Source organism: Leisingera caerulea DSM 24564, from assembly GCF_000473325.1.
GTDB lineage: Bacteria > Pseudomonadota > Alphaproteobacteria > Rhodobacterales > Rhodobacteraceae > Leisingera > Leisingera caerulea.
This window is the reverse complement of sequence record NZ_KI421513.1, coordinates 2,188,138-2,206,289: the sequence shown is the minus strand read 5'-3', so window position 1 is coordinate 2,206,289 and position 18,152 is coordinate 2,188,138. Positions and strand designations below refer to the sequence as shown.

12 protein-coding genes and 1 tRNA gene are annotated in these 18,152 nt (G+C 63.7%); 11 read left to right on the top strand and 2 right to left on the bottom strand.

From position 1 onward, the window contains the following. Positions 1 to 25: 25 nt before the first annotated feature. The 7 genes from CAER_RS0117865 (at position 26) to CAER_RS0117835 (ending at position 13,318) form a co-directional block, all read left to right on the top strand. Positions 26 to 2,407, top strand: a complete 2,382-nt coding sequence (locus tag CAER_RS0117865; protein ID WP_027236643.1) for a hybrid sensor histidine kinase/response regulator — start codon at positions 26 to 28, stop codon at positions 2,405 to 2,407. Between the two features lie 240 nt (positions 2,408 to 2,647). Next, the gene (locus CAER_RS0117860) at positions 2,648 to 4,681 is read left to right on the top strand and encodes a peroxidase family protein (RefSeq protein ID WP_027236642.1); all 2,034 of its coding nucleotides are present in this window, start codon (positions 2,648 to 2,650) and stop codon (positions 4,679 to 4,681) included. A 226-nt stretch (positions 4,682 to 4,907) separates the two neighbouring features. Continuing rightward, positions 4,908 to 6,839, top strand: a complete 1,932-nt coding sequence (locus CAER_RS0117855) for an acyl CoA:acetate/3-ketoacid CoA transferase (RefSeq protein WP_027236641.1) — start codon at positions 4,908 to 4,910, stop codon at positions 6,837 to 6,839. A 295-nt stretch (positions 6,840 to 7,134) separates the two neighbouring features. Next, positions 7,135 to 7,209 (top strand) — tRNA-Gln (locus CAER_RS0117850). A gap of 921 nt (positions 7,210 to 8,130) precedes the next feature. Further along, complete coding sequence (locus CAER_RS0117845) at positions 8,131 to 9,789, top strand: transcriptional regulator (protein WP_027236640.1); 1,659 nt, start codon at positions 8,131 to 8,133, stop codon at positions 9,787 to 9,789. A gap of 165 nt (positions 9,790 to 9,954) precedes the next feature. Continuing rightward, a complete protein-coding gene (locus tag CAER_RS0117840; RefSeq protein WP_027236639.1) occupies positions 9,955 to 10,413 on the top strand; it encodes a hypothetical protein in 459 nt (152 codons plus the stop codon). 256 nt (positions 10,414 to 10,669) lie between these two features. After that, complete coding sequence (locus CAER_RS0117835; RefSeq protein ID WP_027236638.1) at positions 10,670 to 13,318, top strand: methyl-accepting chemotaxis protein; 2,649 nt, start codon at positions 10,670 to 10,672, stop codon at positions 13,316 to 13,318. A gap of 169 nt (positions 13,319 to 13,487) precedes the next feature. Here the strand turns inward: CAER_RS0117835 and CAER_RS0117830 are convergent, their stop codons facing one another. Continuing rightward, positions 13,488 to 14,399, bottom strand: coding sequence for an MBL fold metallo-hydrolase (locus tag CAER_RS0117830; RefSeq protein ID WP_027236637.1), 912 nt, complete (start codon positions 14,397 to 14,399; stop codon positions 13,488 to 13,490). 119 nt (positions 14,400 to 14,518) lie between these two features. After that, a complete protein-coding gene (gene pcaQ, locus CAER_RS0117825) occupies positions 14,519 to 15,445 on the bottom strand; it encodes a pca operon transcription factor PcaQ (protein ID WP_027236636.1) in 927 nt (308 codons plus the stop codon). Positions 15,446 to 15,531: 86 nt separating this feature from the next. Here pcaQ and pcaC point away from each other — a divergent pair, with 86 nt between their 5' ends. Genes pcaC through CAER_RS0117805 form a run of 4 tightly spaced genes read left to right on the top strand, consistent with a single transcriptional unit; the run spans position 15,532 to position 18,123 of the window. After that, positions 15,532 to 15,927 carry a 4-carboxymuconolactone decarboxylase gene (pcaC, locus tag CAER_RS0117820; protein WP_027236635.1) on the top strand — a complete coding sequence of 132 codons (396 nt, stop codon included), beginning with the start codon at positions 15,532 to 15,534 and terminating at the stop codon, positions 15,925 to 15,927. Further along, the gene (gene pcaH / locus CAER_RS0117815) at positions 15,924 to 16,661 is read left to right on the top strand and encodes a protocatechuate 3,4-dioxygenase subunit beta (protein ID WP_027236634.1); all 738 of its coding nucleotides are present in this window, start codon (positions 15,924 to 15,926) and stop codon (positions 16,659 to 16,661) included. The genes pcaC and pcaH overlap by 4 nt, the downstream gene beginning before the upstream one ends. Beyond that, positions 16,661 to 17,281: a protocatechuate 3,4-dioxygenase subunit alpha gene (pcaG, locus tag CAER_RS0117810; protein ID WP_027236633.1), complete on the top strand. Its 621-nt coding sequence runs from the start codon at positions 16,661 to 16,663 to the stop codon at positions 17,279 to 17,281. The genes pcaH and pcaG overlap by 1 nt, the downstream gene beginning before the upstream one ends. A gap of 11 nt (positions 17,282 to 17,292) precedes the next feature. Next, positions 17,293 to 18,123, top strand: a complete 831-nt coding sequence (locus CAER_RS0117805) for a beta-keto acid cleavage family enzyme (protein ID WP_027236632.1) — start codon at positions 17,293 to 17,295, stop codon at positions 18,121 to 18,123. The last annotated feature ends 29 nt before the right edge of the window (positions 18,124 to 18,152 follow it).

Here is an 18,152-nt window from a genome sequence, read left to right as displayed (position 1 = left end):
TGCGCGCGGCTGAAGGCATCCTTTCATGATCATCAAGCGATCCATTGTCCTGCCGGTACTTGTCATCACGGTGGCCGCGCTGTTTGCAGTGCTGCTGGTCGGCGGCATGGCGGTCTATGCCTCCAGCCGCAAAGACGCCGTGCTGGAAGCCGCACTGGAAGTCACCCGCCGCACCAGCAGCGTCAGCACCGGCATCACGGCCGCCCAAACCTATGCCCAGGATGTGCTGTCGATGACCCGGCTGATCCCGCAGGAAGAAGTGGCCGAAAACTTCCAGGCGCATCTTCAGGTCATAAACCGCGACCTCAGCGCCTTGCTGCAGCAACCGCTGCCAGGGCCGCTCAGGGCCGAGGCCGAAGCGCTGAACGATATGCTGGCCGAATGGTGCCAGATGGCAGTTGTTCTGCTCAGCATCAAACCGGCCCAAGAGATCCCGACCCTCAGCGCGCTGATGATGAGCAGCGAGGCCGTCACCCGGCAGGCCGCGATGGTGACCTCCCTTGCTGCGGTGCACGCGGAGCAAACCGTCGCGGCAGCCAATCAGGCGCTGTCGCGTATCTTTGTTCTTGGTCTGACAGGAACTGCGCTGATGATGGCCGCGGCGCTGATTTTCTCGATGCGTAAGGCCCATACCATTTCAGCAGCGATCCAGTCGGCCGCCGCCACGCTGCAGCGGCTGGCCAGCGGGGAACAATCCGGCCCGCCGAAAGCCGAAGACGAAATCGGGGCCGTGTTTGCGGCGCTCGACACGCTTGATGCGAGCTTGCAGGAAAAAAAGCGGATTGCCGAGCATTTGCAGCAGGAAAAGGCCCGCGCTGAGGCCGCAACTGAGACCAAGTCGCGCTTTCTGGCAACCATGAGCCACGAAATCCGCACCCCGATCAACGGGGTGCTGGGAATGGCGGAAGTGCTGAACGAAACCCAGCTTAACCCGGAGCAGAAATCCTGCACCGGCACCATCCTGGCCTCCTCCGAGGCGCTGCTGCGCATCGTCAATGACATTCTCGACTTTTCAAAGCTGGAAGCCGGCAAGGCGCAAATGCTGCAGCAGCCGTTCAACCTGCGCGATGTGATCTATGACGTGGCCACGCTGATGTCGCCCAGCGCCACCGCCAAGGGTGTGGAAATCTGTATCGACATCCCGGAGCACACGCCGCCAGAATTTATCGGCGACAGCGGCCGGGTGCGGCAGATCCTGATGAACCTGGTTGGCAACGCCGTTAAATTCACCCTCGAAGGCCATATCAGCATCACCCTCAATTACGATCCCAGCCACAACATCCCGCTGTGCATCGACGTCCGCGACACCGGCGTCGGCATTCCCGAGGACAGCATCGGCCAGATCTTCCATGCCTTCGAACAGGTGGAAAGCACCACCGCCCGGCGCTTTGAGGGCACCGGCCTGGGGCTGGCCATCTCGTCACGGCTGGCACAGGCCATGGGTGGGCGTATCGACGTGGTCTCAAAGAGCGGCAAGGGCTCCTGTTTCACGGTTTGCCTGACGCTGCCGGTTGCGGCCCCGTCACCGGCACCTTCCAGGCCGCTGTCCGGCAAACGGGTTGCCGTGGTCGCCGATCTGGCGTTTTCCCGCGATGTGCGGCTGCGCCAGCTGGCATTCTGGGGCGCAGAGACAATGGTCCCGCCCGGTGCGGCGGAGCTGCTGGAGCAGATTGAAGCGCTGGCCGCCCGGCAGCAGCAGCCTGACCTGGTGCTGGTCGAAAACAGCGTGCCGCTGGAGCAAGCCAGAAACCTGTGCCAGCGGCTGCACAGCCTGCCCGGCTGCCGCGAGCTGCCGGTCGTGTTTTGCGTCGGCAGCCGGCTGATCTCAGACTACCAGGCGCTCAAGCAGTGCAAGACCTTGCACGTGCTGATGAAACCCGCCCGCAACAGGGTGCTGCTGCAGACACTGCAGGAGGCCTTGCACCCCGGTGCTGCGCCTGCCGTCCCGGCGCCGCAATCAGAAGCGGCCAGACAGGCTGCTGCCGGGTTCAGCAGCCTGCGGCTGCTGGTGGCAGAGGACAACCGCACCAACCAGCTGGTTCTGAAAAAGATGCTTGGCCCGTCCGGCATCCAGATGACCATTTGCAGCAACGGCCAGGAAGCGGTCGAAACCTTTGCCGCGCAGCCGTTCGACCTGGTGCTGATGGATATGTCGATGCCGGTGATGGACGGGCTTGAGGCAACCCGCCGGCTGCGGGCGTGGGAGCAGGAAAACAGCCGCGCGCCCTGCCCGATTCTGGCACTGACCGCCAATGTGCTGAGCACAGACGAGGCCGCCTGCCGCGCGGCGGGCATGGTGGGGTTCCTGTCTAAACCGGTGCGCAAGAAGGAACTGCTGGGACAAATTGCCAAGTGGACCGGAACCAGCGATACCGGCGGTGCCGCGCCGCAGGCCAGGCAGGCCTGAACACCCCAATCCCGCACGGCGGCTCTCGCCGGGGCGAGTGCAATCGGCCGGCGCCGCCGTATTCACGAAAACCCACGGTTTGACACGAAATCGTGAAGCACTACCTGAAAACTGCAGCCCGCGCACGGCTGCACCTGCGGGGGATATCGGCGTTCGGCGGCACGGGGCGCACAGGCGTTTCCGGGGCCGCGCGATGGCATTTCCGGTGACATTGTTTTTTACGAGTGATTGGGGGATCACATGTCCAGTTTACAGATTGGGGCCGCACGGCCCTCCGATGGCACGTCCGCAAATCCAGACCATCCTGACTGGGGCGCAACCGGCACAGAGCTGCTGAGGCTTGCGGGCAGCGCGCTGGGGCCGGATGGCGAAATGGCGGGCGCGGACAGGCCGAACTCTCGCGAAGTGTCCAACATCCTGTCCGCCCAGACCGGGGAAACGGCAAATGCCGCCGGAGCGTCAGATTTCCTTTGGATCTGGGGCCAGTTCCTGGACCATGACTTGTCGCTCACCGGCACCGAAAGCGGCGAGCATGCAGACATAGCAGTCCCCGAAGGCGATCCGTTCTTTGATCCCTTCGGCACCGGCAGCGCCATCATTCCGTTCACCCGGGTGGAACAGCACGACGGGGAATTCCTCAACGAGATCACCGCCTGCATCGACGCCTCGATGATCTATGGCTCGACCGCAGAGATGGTCGCGGCAATGCGGGACCAGGGCGGCAAGCTGAAGATGACTGAGGATCAATTCCTCAACCTCGAAGGCGATGGCTTCCTGACCGGCGATGTCCGCGCCGCCGAAAACGTAGCCCTGACCTCGATGCACACGCTGTTCACCCGCGAGCACAACCGGCTGATTGAAGAGCTGGCGGCAAGGGACCCGTCGCTGACCGACGATCAGCTGTTCGAGGCCGCCCGCGCACGGGTCGAGGCCCTGGTGCAAGCCATCACCTTCAAGGAGTTTCTGCCGGTTCTGCTGGGCGATGATGCCTTTGGCGCCTACCAGGGCCATGACCCGGAGGTGAACCCGGGAATTGCGATTGAGTTTTCCGGCGCCGTCTACCGGCTGGGGCATACCCTGCTGTCGGCCAACCTGCAGCGGGTCACCGAAAACGGCACCCAGCTGGACCCGCTGGCGTTGCGCGATGCGTTTTTCCAGCCGCAACTGGTCAGCCAGAAAGGCATGGTCGAAAGTGTCCTGCGCGGGGCGGCCACCCAGACATCCGAAGCCATCGACACCAAGGTGGTCGAAGACGTGCGCTCCTTCCTGTTCGGGCCGCCGGGTGCCGGCGGGCTGGATCTGGCCGCGCTGAACATCCAGCGCGGGCGCGACATGGGGGTGGCCAGCTATAATGATCTGCGCGAGGCTCTGGGTCTGTCCCGCGCGGAAAGCTTCTCCGACATTACCTCCGACGCGGCGCTGGCCGCCAAGCTGGAAGAAGCTTATGGCGATACCGACCTGGTCGACGCCTGGATTGGCGGCCTTGCCGAGGACGCCTTTGGCAATGGGCTGCTCGGGCAGACCTTCACGCTTGTGATGATTGATCAGTTCACCCGCCTGCGCGACGGCGACCCATTCTGGAGCGAGGGCCGCGAAGGCATCCCGGCAGAGGATCTGAAGGCGCTTTGGGACACGTCGCTGTCTGACGTTATTCTGCGCAATACGGATGTTCAGAACCTGCAAAAGGATGCCTTTGCCGCCATGGACAGGATTGCCGGAACGGCCAGCGACGACGTTCTGAGCGGCGGGTCCGGCCAGGACTTCATTTTTGGCCGCAAAGGCGCGGATGTCCTTTCCGGCAATTCCGGTGATGACGACCTGCAGGGGGGCGGCGGCAGGGACATCCTGACCGGCAACCGGGGCAGCGATTGCCTGGACGGAGGCAGCGGCGCGGACAGGCTGAAGGGCGGCGGCGCAGCCGACTTCCTGTCAGGCGGCAGCCATAATGACGTCCTTACGGGCGGGTCAGGCCGCGACACCCTGGAAGGCGGCACGGGAAACGACACTTTGGCTGGCGGCAAAGGCGATGACGTCCTGACCGGCGGAGCAGGCGCAGATTGCTTCGTGTTCAACACCCAAAAAACAGGTGCGGATACAATTTCGGACTTCGAACTCGGTGTCGACAGGACGAAAATCATTGGCCCGCACTCCTGGACCGCGCAGGCCAAGGACACTGCCGACGGGCTGACTTTTGCATTCGGCGACGGCTGCTCCGTGACCTTCGAAGGCATCACCCTGAGCGATTGGCTGGACGCCGGGGCAAGCTTTTTCTAGGCCCAATTGCCGGCAGCAGTATACAAAACGGCCCGGCCGCGGAAATTGCAGGCGCCGATCGGAAACTTCCAGCCAGACGTGGCTGACCGATGTCGTAAGTTCTCGATCCGCTGACGCAATCGAAGGACTGCCCCGCGCCGGCGCGGGCCTAACATTCCCGATCATGCCGCCGTCAGGACGCAGGTTCTGAACAGACGGCAACCGGCATCGGGGAGGACGCGCCGCCATGAAAGACAAGACAACCACCACCGAACAGGCGATGGCGCTGATCCGGGACGGGGATGTCGTAACCACAACCGGTTTCGTGCAAAGCTGCATTCCTGAAATGCTGCACGCAGCGCTGGAAAAACGGTTCCTGGAACAGGGCGCCCCCCGCGACCTCACGCTGATCATGTGTGCGGGTGCCGGAGACAGCAAGGGGCTGGGCACCGGGCGGCTGCATCACGACGGCCTCTTGCGCCGGGTGATCGCCGGCAACTTCGGGAGGATGCCCAAGGTCGCCCAAGCGGCGCAAGAGAACAAGATTTGCGGCTACAACCTGCCCCAGGGGGTGATCTCCCAGCTCTACCGCGCATGCGCCGCCGGCCAGCCCGGGCTGTTCTCCAAGGTCGGCCTGCACACCTATGTCGACCCGCGCCATGGCGGCGGCAGAGTCAACAAGGTGACCGAGGAGGATATCGTCAAGCATGTCGAAGTCGATGGCGAAGACTGGCTGTTCTACAAGGCCACCAAGATCGACGTCGCCTTTATCCGCGGCACCAGCGCCGACCGCTCCGGCAACATCAGCATGGAACGCGAGGCGCTGACGCTGGACTGCCTGGCCCAGGCGATGGCCGCCCACAACAACGGCGGCATCGTGATCGCCCAAGTCGAACGCATCGTAGAGGACGGCTCGATCAAGCCGAAGGACGTGAAAATCCCCGGCCTGCTGGTGGACTGCGTTTGCGTCGCCGAGGACCCGGAAATGCACCGGATGAATTATGGCGTTCAGCACAATCCGGCGCTTTCGGGCGAAATCCGGGTGCCGGTCGAAGGCATTGCTAAGATGCCGCTGGACCAGCGCAAGATCATCGCCCGCCGTGCCGCCTTTGAGCTGCCGCCCAACGGCGCGGTGAACCTCGGCGTCGGCGCGCCCGACGGCGTCGCTGCCGTGGCCAACGAGGAAAAAGCCACCCCCTATATCACCCTGACTACTGAGGCCGGCGCCGTCGGCGGCGTGCTGGCAGGCGGCTCCAGCTTCGGCTCCTCCGCCAATGCCGACGCCATCATTGACCAGAACCAGATGTTCGATTTCTATGACGGCGGCGGGCTGGACCTCACCTGCCTCGGCATGGCCGAATGCGACGCCGAGGGCAGCGTCAACGCCTCCCGCTTCGGCGGCCGCCTCAATGGCTGCGGCGGCTTTATCAACATCTCCCAGAACTCCCGCGCCGTGGTTTTTGCCGGCACCTTCACCGCGGGCGGGCTGAAAGTGGCGGTGGAAAACGGCGAGCTGCGCATCGTCCAGGAGGGCCGCAACAAGAAATTCGTCCGCCTGATCGAACAGATCACCTTCTCGGGGCCTTACGCCTCGCAGCGCTCGCAGCCGGTTCTGTACGTCACCGAACGCTGCGTGCTGCAGCTGACCCCCAAGGGCCTGGAGCTGATCGAGATCGCCCCCGGCATCGACCTGCAGCGCGACATCCTCGATCAGATGGAGTTCAAGCCGATCATCGAAAACGTCGCCCTGATGGACACGCGCATCTTCCGGGATGAGCCGATGGGGCTGATGAACGACCTGTTGAACCTCAACCTCTCCGAACGCGTCACCTATGACGCCGCCCGTCACACCATGTTCCTCAACCTCGAAGGCTGGAGCGTGCGCAAGAAGCAGGATGTCGAGGATCTGGACCGCGTCCTGCGGAACGCTTTCGCCAAGAGCGGCCGTGACGTGAACATTGTGATGAACCAGAACGGCTTCCGCATCGCCGAGGACCTGCAGGACGGCTACGCCGCCTCCGTCGGTGAAACGCTGGAGAAGAACAGCGCCTCTGTTGCCCATTACACCACCAGCGCCTTCATGCGCCTGAAGATGCAGGGCGAGCTGGCCAGCCGCAGCGTGCAGCCGCACATATTCGAAAGCGGCGAGGAAGCGCATCAGGCCATCTGGGGCTCCTGAGACTGTTTCGCCCGGCGCCAGCCCGTCATCGGGCTGGCCGCATTTCTTCGGCCCCGGCCCGCCAGATTATCCTCATCAAGTCCACTTTCGGGACCGGTTCACGCCTCGAAAACCTTGGGCGAGCATTCTCACAACCCCTTAATTTCGTTCGCGGATCCTGCCTTGAAGCCCCTTATCCGACGGTGTTAAACAGCCCGCCGGCAGGTTTTGCGGGGAGCTTTGAGAAAGAACTGCATTTTTTTTCAAAAACCCTCTTGCACCCCTCCGCAACAAACTTTAGACAGCGCCTCACCGATGGGGTGTAGCCAAGTGGTAAGGCAGCGGTTTTTGGTACCGTGTACCGTAGGTTCGAATCCTACCACCCCAGCCATCGGCCTTCTTCCGAACATTGCAAGACGCTAACGAGCTCGAAAGAGCCGAACTGCCCCCGTTTTCGGCCCCAGTGTTTTGGCGTGCTGCTGGCGGCTTCTGAACGGGTGTCTCGGGTGGATCGGGAGGCCCCCAGTAGATCGCTGGAGGCCATCGCCACGGGTTAGTGCAAGCTGAAGTCCACACCGTTCGCCCAGTGATCCCAGTCGTAGCGCTTGTTATCCGCCGCTGACCCTTCCACCAGATGCTCTGGCCGACAGCACAGTTCGTTACCGCGCCGATGCCGAACCATCGTCGTCGTCCTGATGACTGCCAGGTTGACGACACAGTAGACGAACCTCGCGGCCGCCGCCTACCGCCTTCGGAACCGCATCTTGGGCCGCCGCACTGTTGCCGTCACCCAGCACCCGTCAGCGCCCCGCCTCTGAAGCCGGCCTTTAACTCAGGCGACCGGCTCTTTCGTTTCGGCATCTCGATAATTGGGGTTTTGCACTGCGAAAATTCGGTATGACCGCGGTCGCGGTGTCTAGAAGTCAGCGCCATGCCCTCTCACCCCGCGCGTCTCTGTGCATACTTCCGCCGCGCCTTTGGTCAGATGGGGCAAATTTCGGCTGCCCGCCGCGCGCTCTGCCGAGGGCCAGAGTTTGCACGTATTCCGTGCGCGGCAGCCAGTGCTCTCGATACAACAGGAGCCTCCTTGCGAAGCTGCGGTTTAGTCGGCGGAACAGCTGCTGAGCGATGCGGTTGATGACTTACGCAAGGTCAACTATGATAGGTTGAGAAAGCCCTCCACGTGACTGCGCATCATGGCGCCGCCCCAAGGCTCAATAAATTACAATCAGCAATTGCAAAATAAATAAAGACAATGCAATGTGATGGTGGTTTAATATCAGATGCAACAATCGTTTAGTGGGGTTGACGGATGACTGTCTTTCTCAAGATTTGCCGGTTTGGAGCTTTTGGCGTCTTTGACGCGGATGGAGCGAGCGTACAGCTGGGGGCCAAGCATCAGGCGCTGATGTCACTGCTGTCCACAGCCGACGGAGGGATCCGGACGCGGGCCTTTCTGGAGAAGACACTGTGGTGCCTGGCGCAACCGGAGCAGGCCAAGGCGAGCCTGCGCACGGCTCTGTCGACGCTGCGGCGGCATCTGGGGCCAGAGGCGGCCAAGCTGCTGTTTGCCAACCGCGAACGGGTCATCCTGGACCTGACCCGGGTGGAGCTGGACAGCTGCACGGGCAATGCAGAATTCATGGAAGGCTTTGAGCTGCCTCATGAAACTGTCTTTAACGCATGGCTGACGGAGACCCGGGCGGAGTTTGCCCGCAGTTCTGCGCAGCCGTCGCCGCTCGCCGGTGCGACGCCGGGGCGTGTGATCCTGGACAGGTTGCTGCCCTCGATTGCGGTTTTGCCTTTTGTCCACCGGTCGCCGGGCTCGGCGGATGCACCACTTGGATCGCTGATGTCCGAAGAGCTGTCACGGCACCTGTCGCGCAGCTGGGCCTTTTCAGTGACCTCCTATCTGGCCTCGCGCCAGTTTGACCCGGACACGGTCCGCCCGGCCGAGGTTTCTTCGATCGCAGGGGTCGATTATCTGATTTCCGGAACGGTCTCCAGCGAAGGCAGCCGGTTCCGCGCGGAAATAGACCTGCATGATGCGGTCCGCGAGAAGGTGATCTGGTCACGCAGCTTCGAAGGCAGCAAGAGCAGCCTGCTGGAGGGACGCAGTTCAGTGCTCCGGAACGCCACGCTGCAGATCGGCCAAAGCGCTGCAGGCGAGGCGGTCCGCCTGGCCGGGTTCAAGCCGCTGAAGGCGCTGGAAAGCCATGTGCTGCTGATGGCCGCAATTTCGCTGATGCAGGAAATGGACGTGCGGAAATTCCAGCGGGCGCATGAGATCCTGTCCCATCTGCTGGAGCGGGAGCCGAAACATGCGCTGCCGCTCACCTGGATGGGCTTCTGGCACGTGATGCGGGTTGAGAAAGGGCTTTCGCCGAATCGGGAGGAAGACAGCCGCCTCGCCAGCAGGATGGCGGAAGCGGCCATCGAAGGGGCGCCCGCCTTTTCACTGGCCCATACGCTCAAGGGGCTCATCTCCAGCCACCTGACCTTCCGGTTCGATCTGGCGCAGGATGCGTATGACCTGGCTCTGCGCGACAACCCGAACGAAGCCCTGGCGCTGCTGCTGAAAGGGGCGACGCTGGCCTATCAGGACATGCCGGACGAGGCGGTGCAGATGACAGACGCGGCCCGTCAGCTGACCCCTTTGGGGCCGCAGCGCTACTACTTCGACGCGATCTCGGCCCTCGCGCATCTGTCTGCCCGCAACTACGGCCGGGCGATCGAACTGGCCGACCGCTCGCTGGAGGCCAAGGGCGCCTTCCCGGTGCCGCTGCGCTCCAAGGCGATTGCCCTGCAGATGTCCGGCCGGGACGACGAAGCCCGGTCCACGGTGCAGACATTGCTTGAGGCAGCGCCGAAATTCTGCCTGTCGCAATTCCAGCGCGACAACCCGGCCGCAATGAGCCCGGCCGGACCGGAATGGGCCTCTGCGCTGCGGCGGGCCGGGGTGCCTGAATAGCCCCGGCCGGACAATACTCCTTCTCAGCCGCAGGGTGACGCGGGGAAATGCGCATCCGAACGGAATCTTTTATCTGAAGACCAGGCCAAGCGTGCTAGCATCCGCCAAGACCCGGCGGGTGACCGGGCAGATAATGATCCGTAAAGGACGGTGCAGGGAGAAGGCGTGAGCACAGTACTGGCATTTGATCGGCGTTTCTCTGACTTCGGCCCGGCTGTGCAGCCCGAAGAGCGGACGCAGGAAATTCTCGGCATTGTGGAAGACTTCATGCACCGCTGGGGGTACTCAGTCAGCAATCTGATCGGCGCAGAGCTGACGGTCGGGCATCTTGGCGGCAAACTGGAAGGCGCGCCGGACCTCATATTCCGCATGGCAGCCTTGGACTATTTTGAGATTGTCATCCGCGGCCCCAATGGCGCCGTCAGCTATGGCGGCTGGCTCACCGGCACATTGCCGGTCTCGGTGTCAGGCGAGCGGGTCAATGACCGCCCGGTTCTACTGACTTCCTGCCGCGAGGGCGGCCAGATCCGCCATGAGTTCGACCCGCTGAGCGGCTACCGTCCGGCGGCAGATACCGTGAACCTGCCCTTGCACGCCATGCGGCGGCTCTCGGAATCTTTCTAGGCGCAGCCCTGAGGGCATCCGCAGCCCCCCCCCGCCCAGCGCCGCCGCACAAAGTGGCGGCCGGTAAAATGCAACTGACTTTCCCGCCTCTGCTCATGCTTTTTTTAGATTCTTTCCGCCCTTCTAACGGAGAGAGCGGGTGCTGCGCGGCAGTGGACCTGCACCTTTAATACCTGGCCTGACCTTCGCGCCAGCGGGGTGCCTCCCTGACTGGCCCAGGCTCGGATGAAAGCGGACGGATGCCTTGGGTGAGACTATGACGATTAAAAATGACCTTCCTGCACGGCGCCGTTTCCGGCTGTTTTCCAGCATCGGCGCCAAGATCACGCTTATTCTGATGACGATGGGCGCGGCCTGTGCCGCAGGGGGAATTCTGGTCACTCTGGTGTTTTCGCAGACCGGCCGCCAGATGGAAGTTCTGACGCAGGAGAAGGTCCCGCAGCTGGAGATGAGCAGCCGGCTGGTGAACGCTGCAAGCCGGGCCAAGAATACGATGATCGGCGTTTTGCAGGCCGGATCGGTTGAGGACCTGGCCCAGGCCGAGGAACAGGCCGCCGCCGCTATCGCAAATCTCGACGACACTGTTGCGGAGCTGCCCGCCGGAGAACAGGCTCTGTTCGCGCCGGAGGAAGCCGCCGCTGCTGAAATGCTCAGCAACCTGATTGCGGCACGCAAGGGCGCCTTTCAAAATCAAGCCTCGATCGACGCCCAGACCGCCAGCCTGCAAACCCTGAGCCAGACGCTGCAGAACAAACTTGTCATGGTCGCCTCCGAAGCCCGCGACAGCCTGATGGCAGGCGGCGAAGAGACCATCATCCAGGTCGATGAGGTCCTTAACAATCTGGTGGAACAGCAATTCGGCGGCCTGCAGACGCTGCTGGAAGCGCGGGCGGACATCAGCATCCTGTCCGGAGCGGCACTGGCGCTCGGGCACGTGCGCGACGTGCCTACCAAACGGGAGCTCAAGAAAATGGCCAAGGACGCATTAAAGCGGCTGGAGCCGGTTTTGGGCCGTCTCGAGGAGCTGGGCCTGGATGCCGTCCGGGCGAAAAAGGTCCGCGAGTCCGTTGAGCTGTTCCGATATACGCTGACGGCCAGCCGCAAGGAGCTGAAAGACAGCCGCAAAGATGTGCTGGCTGCCCGCAACGCCAGCGTGCGCCCGCTGACCCAGTCGATGGAGCGGATGGTGTTCACCCTGTCAGTTGCGGCGACCCAGGCCAGCGCCGACAACCGCACCGCCATCCAGGGCCTGCTGGACAACCAGGTCGGCGTTCTGCAGCAGCTGCTGGAAATCAATGGCTGGATCAGCGCCTTCCAGGTCGCCGCGCTGGACATGGCCGCCGCGCATCAGATTTCCGCCGCCCGGGCCGCTGTCGGACCGCTGCAGGAAGCCGCCGCTGCGCTGGCGGGCTACAGCGGGTTCAATGACGGGGTTTTCGCCCAGGAGCTGGAAGGGATGATCGCGCTGGCCGACCCCTCCCAAGGCCTGCCGGTGTTCAAGGCCGCGGCGCTGGAGGCCGCTGCCGAAGCTGCCGTTGCGTCGCAGGCCACTGTGGAGGCGGTGCTTGAATTTGCCCACAAGGCGACCGGGCTCGGCGCTGAAAGCCAGCTGGAGATTGCCTCGATCGCGGATGGGCTTGCCAGCGATGTCACCGCGGCGCAGCGGCAGCTGCAGATCCTGGCGGCTGTGGCGGCGGCGGTGTTCCTGGCAGCACTGGTCCTGACCCGGATCCTCATCCTGCGCCCGCTGGCCGACATCAGCGGCACAACTGAACGGCTGGCTGCGGGGAATCTGCGCCCGGTGACCGGTTATGAGCGTTCCAGCGATGAAATCTACCGCATCGCAACGGCGCTGTCGGTGTTCCGCGACGGGCTGGTGCAAAAAGCCGAAGTAGAGGCCGCAGCCGAAGCTGAGCGCGAGGCGCGCGTGGCCGAGCAGACGGCCGCGGTGACAGCCATCGGCAGCGGTCTGGAGCGGCTGTCCCAGGGGGATCTCACCTACCGCATCCGCGGCGAAATGGGCGAGGGCTATGCCAAATTGCGCGATGACTTCAACGCGGCCCTTGAAAAGCTGGAAGCCTCGGTGCGCAGCCTCAGCACCAGCGGCCAGTCGATTGCCGGCGGCAGCACCGAAATCTCATCGGCCTCCCGCAACCTTTCCGAGCGTTCAGAGCACACCGCGCAGACCCTGGCCGGAACAGCGGCTGCGGTGAACCAGCTTTCGGTTTCCATCGCCGGCACCGCCCAGGCCTCGGGCGAGGCTTCTGCCTCGGTGGAGGCGGCGCGCCAGAATGCCAGCGAGAGCATTGAGGTGGTGAAGCGGACCTACGGCGCGATGGAAGCGATCAAGGACAGTTCCGAGAAGATTTCCCGGATCATCGGCATGATCGAGGCAATTGCCCAGCAGACGAATCTGCTGGCGCTGAATGCTGGCGTCGAAGCGGCCCGCGCCGGCACTGTCGGCAAAGGCTTTGCCGTCGTCGCCTCCGAAGTGCGGACTCTGGCGCACCGGTCCAAGGAGGCCGCCACGGAAATCGCTGCGCTTGTGGATGAAGCCGGCCAGAACGTTGAGCTTGGCGCGGATCTGGTCGAACAAACCCGCGCGGCAATCGGCGAAATCTCCGCCTCCGTCGCCAGCGCAGCCGACCTGATGAAGTCCATTTCCCAGGCGTCCTCCGAACAGTCCGGAAGTCTTCAGGAGATTAATACGGCGATGGCCAATCTTGATGACGCCACCACCCGCAACGCGGCATTGTTCGAGGAGGTCACCTCCTCCAGCCTGGGCCTGTCCAGGGAAGCTCAGGCCATGGCGGGAGCCATCGGCGCCTTCCGCACCCAAGCTGCAGAGCCCGGGCAGGACAGCAGCAGCCTGGAGCATGAGGACACCTGGCGGCTGCAAGCTTAGAATACTGAGCAGGCTTGGCCTCCTTGCCGGGGGCTGATTCAGACCGGCTTGGGCCTGACCAGCCTGGTGGAGCACTGGCCGCGCGGTTCAGTCCGGAACGGCAAGCTCAGGCCCCGCCGGAAAGCACCAGGGCTGGCCGCACCGGCGGCACCGGCAAAAAGCCCCGCCCCTAACCCTCAGGCACGAAGCGGTAACCGCTGCCGGATCGCTCCGCCCGCCCGATTCCGCCGCCAGGCAGATGGTAACCGATCAGCCGCATTTGCTCCGACGCCAGCTGGTCCAGCAGGCGCAAGCGCGTCGCAGCCGCAGTCTGGGGGTCTTGATCAGAGCCAACCGGCCAGGTCGGTTCAGCGAAACTGACATGGTCATTGCCAATTGCGTCCCCCAGGATCAGAACACTTTCACTGCCGCTGCGGATCTCGAAGGACATATGCCCCGGCGTGTGGCCGCGGGTGGCCTGGGCGGCAACACCAGGCAGGATTTCCGTGCCATCGGCGAACAGCTGCATCCTGTCTTCCAGCACCTCCATCCGGCGGCGGGCCCCGGCGGCCATGGCAGCGCGGCTGCTGCCGATGCTGGCGGCGGTGTCCGGATCGTACCAATAGTCCCATTCGCCCTGGCCCATCAGAAAAACAGCTTCGGGAAACAGCACATCGTCGAAATCATCCAGCACCCCCCAGAGGTGATCCGGATGGCAATGGGTAAAGACCACATGCGTTACCTCCTCCGGGGCGACACCGATGGCTTCCAGCGCCATAGGGAGCTTGCCCGCGCTGTTCTGAAACCCGGGCCCGGAGCCCGCGTCAAACAGCACCACCCGGCCCTCGTCCCTGAGCAGGGTCACATTGACCTCCGGCGTCAGCGGCCCGTCCCCGATCCCGTGGCTCTGCAGCAGCGGCTGAAGCGCTTCCGGGTCAAGCCCGCCAAAGACGAACTCCTGCGGCAGGGTAAGGTGGCCGTCCGACAGCGTTTCAATCCTCTTCGCCCCCAGCGCGATCCGGGCCGGAGCCCATCCGGGTGCCGCCGCCGCAGCCAGCCCCGCCGCAGCCGCCAGGCCGAAATTCCGTCTGCTCAAGGCCATGACCTCTCCTCCCGCTTCACTCAGTCCGCATCAAATGCAAATATCGCATTTGATGAATTATATAGTGTGACGAGCCAAAGGGAAACGCCTGCATTGCCGCAGGGCTGCCCGCAATGACTTCAAGTGAAGCCCAGAGCGGCGCAATGGCTGCGCAGCGCGGCGCAAAACCGCTGCGCGGCGGGGCTGAGCTGATGCTCACGGCGGGTGCACAGTCCAACCGGGCCTAAAGTGCTGTCGGTGTTCACCGGCAGCACCGTCATGGTTCCAGCCTCCAGATCAGGCCGCACCACGCCGTGGCTGATGACCCAGACCGCCTGATGCGCCAGCACAAAGCGCCGGCCGAACGAAGGGGACACCGTCTCGACCGGGAAGCGCGGCAGCGCCAGCCCCTGCTCCAGAAACATCCGCTCGACGAAGGGGCGGATTATAGAGCCTTCGGACGGCATCAGCACCGGGTAGTCGTCAAACACACCCGGCGGCAGATGGGCAACTCCGGCCAGCGGGTGGCTTTTCGCGACCACCACCGCCACGCGCTCGCGGTACAAAGGGTCGAACTCTACCCCGGCCATGGTTTCCGGCGCAGGCAGCCGGCCGACCACCACATCCAGACTACCGCGGCGCAGCTGGTCGATCAGATAGTGATTGCCGCCGGACATCACCATGAAACGGCCCGGCGCACTGCCTGCACGCAGCTGCGCCAGCGTGTCCGGCACCAGGTCCGCGGCCACGGTGGGCAGCGCCCCGATAGCCACCTGCGGCCCTTCCGCCTCGCCCAGCCCCTGCAACAGCGCCACCCCGTCACGCGCCAGCGCCAGGCTGCGTCCGGCATGGTCCCGGAACAACTCGCCATAGCTGCTGAGCCGGATGCCACGCCCATGTTTCTCCACCAGCGGCTTGCCGCAAACTGCCTCCAATTCGCGCAGCGCCCGGGTGACCGCCGGCTGGGTCATGCCCAGCGCCTCGGCCGCCTGGGTAACGCTCATCTTTCGGGCCACTTCGACGAAGACTTCAAGATGGCGCAGCTTCAAAGAGGACGAAAGTCGCATATCACTTTTGGTATCACTTTATGCCTGACTGGGGATTATACAGCTCACCTGCGGTATGCGATACTCCCAAGCAAAGGGAGATCGCAATGACGCAAGACCGATACGACCGCGGCATGCAGGTCCGGCGCAGGGTGCTGGGCGATGCCCATGTGGACCGCGCCGAGACCGCCAAGACCCCACTGGACCAGCCATTTCAGGAGCTGATTACTGAGGCCGCCTGGGGCACGGTCTGGGCGTCGGACCGGATATCCTTGCGGGAACGGTCGATGCTGACACTGGCGCTGCTGGCGGCGACCGGTAATTTCGCTGAGATCCCGATGCACATTCGCGCCACCGCCCGCACCGGCGCCAGCCAGGCAGACGTGCAGGAAGCGTTCCAGCATGTGGCCATCTATGCCGGCGTGCCGCGCGCCAATCAGGCGCTGAAACTGGCCAAGGAGACCTATGCCGCAATGGCAGCTGAAGGAGAGGAACCCGCATGAGCACACCGCCGAAACAGGGAGAATTTTATCAGCGCGACCGCCGCTGGCATCCGCCTGCCCTCTCGCAGGACTACAAAACCTCGGTCACCCGCTCGCCGCAGTTTCCGCTGATCAGCCTGGAAAACACTGCCAGCGAGATCACCGGCCCGGTATTCGGACATAACGATATCAATGCCACCGACAATGACCTGCTGAGCAACTTCGCCCAGCCCGGCGAAAGTCCGATCGGCGAGCGCATTATCGTGCATGGCCGGGTTCTGGATGAAAACGCGCGGCCTGTGCCGAACACGCTGGTGGAGATTTGGCAGGCCAATGCCTCCGGCCGCTACCGGCACAAGAAGGACACCTACCTCGGCGCGCTGGATCCGAATTTCGGCGGCTGCGGCCGGACGCTGACGGATGAAAACGGCTGCTACCATTTCCGCACAGTGAAACCCGGCGCCTACCCCTGGCGCAACTGGGTGAACGACTGGCGCCCGGCGCATATCCACGTTTCGGTCTTCGGAACCGGCTTTGCCCAGCGGCTGATCACCCAGCTGTATTTTGAAGGCGATCCGCTGATTGCGCGCTGCCCGATCGTGAACACCATTCCGGATCATGAGGCAGTGGAGATGCTGATTGCCCGGCTCGACATGAACGCGACCATTCCGCTGGACACCATCGCCTACCGCTTTGACATCGTGCTGCGCGGGCGGCGGTCCACTCTGTTTGAAAACCGGCTGGAGGGGAACTGATGCCTCGGCGCCTTGATTATCTGAAGGAAACCCCCTCGCAGACCGCTGGCCCTTACGTCCATATCGGCCTCGCGCCCGGCGCGGCGGGATTCCAGATCTACGACCAGGAGCTAGGCTGGGAGATTGCCGGCCCCGGCGCCAAGGGAGAGCGGATCCGGGTCGAGGGCGTAGTGGTTGACGGCACTGGCTCGCCGGTCAAGGACGTGCTGCTGGAGGCCTGGCAGGCCAATGCGGAGGGCATCTATGCCCACCCTGAGCACCCAGGCGATGTAGAGGAGGGGTTCCGCGGCTGGGGCCGGGTGATCACGGATTTCGAGACCGGTGAATGGGGTTTTGACACGGTGAAACCGGGGCTGGTCCTGGGCCGGGGCGGGCAGATGATGGCACCGCACATCAACCTGTGGATTGTGGCCCGAGGCATCAACGTGGGGCTGAACACAAGGCTCTATTTTGAGGATGAGGGCGAGGCCAATGCGGCAGACCCGGTGCTGAATGTGATAGAGTGGGAGCGCCGCCGGTCCACCCTGATTGCCGGCCGCAGCGAACGCGGCGGCAAGCCCGTCTACCGCTTCGACATCCGCCTGCAAGGCGAGGATGAAACCGTGTTTTTCGACATCTGAAGGGGAATTCCATGAGCAAACCCTGCATTATCTGCGTCGCCATTACCGGCTCGGTCCCGACCAAGGAGAACAACCCGGCGGTGCCCGTCACCATTTCGGAACAGCTCGAAAGCACTCAAGAGGCGTTTGAGGCCGGCGCTTCGATTGCCCATTGCCATGTGCGCAACGACGACCAGACGCCAACCTCGGACCCGGAGAAGTTCGCGCGCCTGATGGAAGGTTTGCAGAAGCACTGCCCCGGCATGATCATCCAGCTATCGACCGGCGGCCGCTCCGGCGCCGGGCGCGAGCGCGGGGGGATGCTGCCCTTGCGTCCCGACATGGCGTCGCTGTCCGTGGGCTCCAACAACTTCCCCACCCGCGTCTACGAGAACTCCCCCGACCTGGTGGACTGGCTCGCCTCTGAGATGCGGACCTATGAGGTGAAGCCGGAGATTGAGGCCTTTGACCTGTCGCATATCCACCAGGCGGTGAAGATGAACCGCGAGGGACGCATTCCCGGCACGCTTTACGTCCAGTTCGTGATGGGGGTGAAGAACGCGATGCCGGTGGATAAGGACGTGTTCGACTACTACGTCAAAACCATGCAGCGGCTGGCACCTGAGGCCCAGTGGTGCGGCGCCGGTGTCGGGCCGGGGCAGATCCTGGTCAACGAATGGTCCATCGCCGCAGGCGGCCATACGCGCACCGGGCTGGAGGACAACATGCGGCTCGACCGCGAGACGCTTGCACCCTCCAACGCGGCGCTGGTGAAACGCGCGGCAGACCTGTGCGAGAAATATGAGCGCCCCGTCGCCACCTGGCAGCAGGCCCGCGAGATCCTGGAGCTGCGCCCAGCCTGAGGGCATGGCTTCGGGCCGGCGGCCCGAAG

Excerpts from the sequence above, each read along its gene's own strand:
- CAER_RS0117865 (WP_027236643.1), top strand. The coding sequence starts at position 26 with ATGATCATCAAGCGATCCATTGTCCTGCCGGTACTTGTCATCACGGTG.
- CAER_RS0117860 (WP_027236642.1), top strand. The coding sequence starts at position 2,648 with ATGTCCAGTTTACAGATTGGGGCCGCACGGCCCTCCGATGGCACGTCC.
- CAER_RS0117855 (WP_027236641.1), top strand. The coding sequence starts at position 4,908 with ATGAAAGACAAGACAACCACCACCGAACAGGCGATGGCGCTGATCCGG.
- CAER_RS0117845 (WP_027236640.1), top strand. The coding sequence starts at position 8,131 with ATGACTGTCTTTCTCAAGATTTGCCGGTTTGGAGCTTTTGGCGTCTTT.
- CAER_RS0117835 (WP_027236638.1), top strand. The coding sequence starts at position 10,670 with ATGACGATTAAAAATGACCTTCCTGCACGGCGCCGTTTCCGGCTGTTT.
- CAER_RS0117830 (WP_027236637.1), bottom strand. The coding sequence starts at position 14,399 with ATGGCCTTGAGCAGACGGAATTTCGGCCTGGCGGCTGCGGCGGGGCTG.
- pcaQ (WP_027236636.1), bottom strand. The coding sequence starts at position 15,445 with ATGCGACTTTCGTCCTCTTTGAAGCTGCGCCATCTTGAAGTCTTCGTC.
- pcaC (WP_027236635.1), top strand. The coding sequence starts at position 15,532 with ATGACGCAAGACCGATACGACCGCGGCATGCAGGTCCGGCGCAGGGTG.
- pcaH (WP_027236634.1), top strand. The coding sequence starts at position 15,924 with ATGAGCACACCGCCGAAACAGGGAGAATTTTATCAGCGCGACCGCCGC.
- pcaG (WP_027236633.1), top strand. The coding sequence starts at position 16,661 with ATGCCTCGGCGCCTTGATTATCTGAAGGAAACCCCCTCGCAGACCGCT.
- CAER_RS0117805 (WP_027236632.1), top strand. The coding sequence starts at position 17,293 with ATGAGCAAACCCTGCATTATCTGCGTCGCCATTACCGGCTCGGTCCCG.